General features: G+C 69.2%; 1 protein-coding gene. It reads left to right on the forward strand.

The features are described 5' to 3' along the window. Window positions 1-666, forward strand: a 666-nt coding sequence (locus CCN37_RS38450; protein WP_210408428.1) for an endonuclease/exonuclease/phosphatase family protein, incomplete at both ends; no start/stop codon positions are given.

Raw genomic sequence — 666 nt, forward strand, 5'->3', positions numbered from 1 at the left:
TACGCGGCGAGAGCGACCCGGTCGCCGAGCGGCTGCGGGTGGCCACCTGGAACATGTGGTACGACGCCACGTGCGTCCTCAACGGGGAGGACAAGGTCCTGCGTGCCCTGCTGGAGCAGGACGTCGACCTGGTGGCCCTCCAGGAAGTGCACCGCTACCAGGAGCCGGGCACCGTGCGACGCCTCGCCGAACGGCTGGGCTGGTACTACCACGAGTACCCGCGTCTGCACGACGATCCGGTCCACGACAAGGACGTCGGTCTCCTCTCACGTCACCCCATCGACCCCGAGGCCAGTGGTTTCCACGAGCATTACCTCCGCACCGCCGTGACCGTCGGCGCGCTGACCGTGCAGGTGGTCACCGTCCACCTCGACCACACCTCCTACGGCCCCGACAAGGCGCCGCCCGGCACCCGCCGCTTCACCGCCGCCGTCCGTCAGCAGGAGTGCGACTCCGACCGGGCCGAGGAGATGGAGAAGCACATCCTCGCCCCGCTTGCCCCCTATCTGGCCCGCGCGGAGGAGGAACCGGTCCTCGTCATCGGTGACTTCAACAGCCCCTCGCACCTCGACTGGACCAGTGAGGTCTCCACGCCGCCCTTCAACTGGCCGGTCACCCAGCTCCTGGAGGACGCCGGCTTCACCGACTCCTACCGCGCCGTCCACC

Origin of the sequence: Allokutzneria sp. NRRL B-24872, assembly GCF_002155965.1 — a bacterium.
In the GTDB taxonomy this organism is placed as follows: Bacteria; Actinomycetota; Actinomycetes; order Mycobacteriales; family Pseudonocardiaceae; genus Allokutzneria.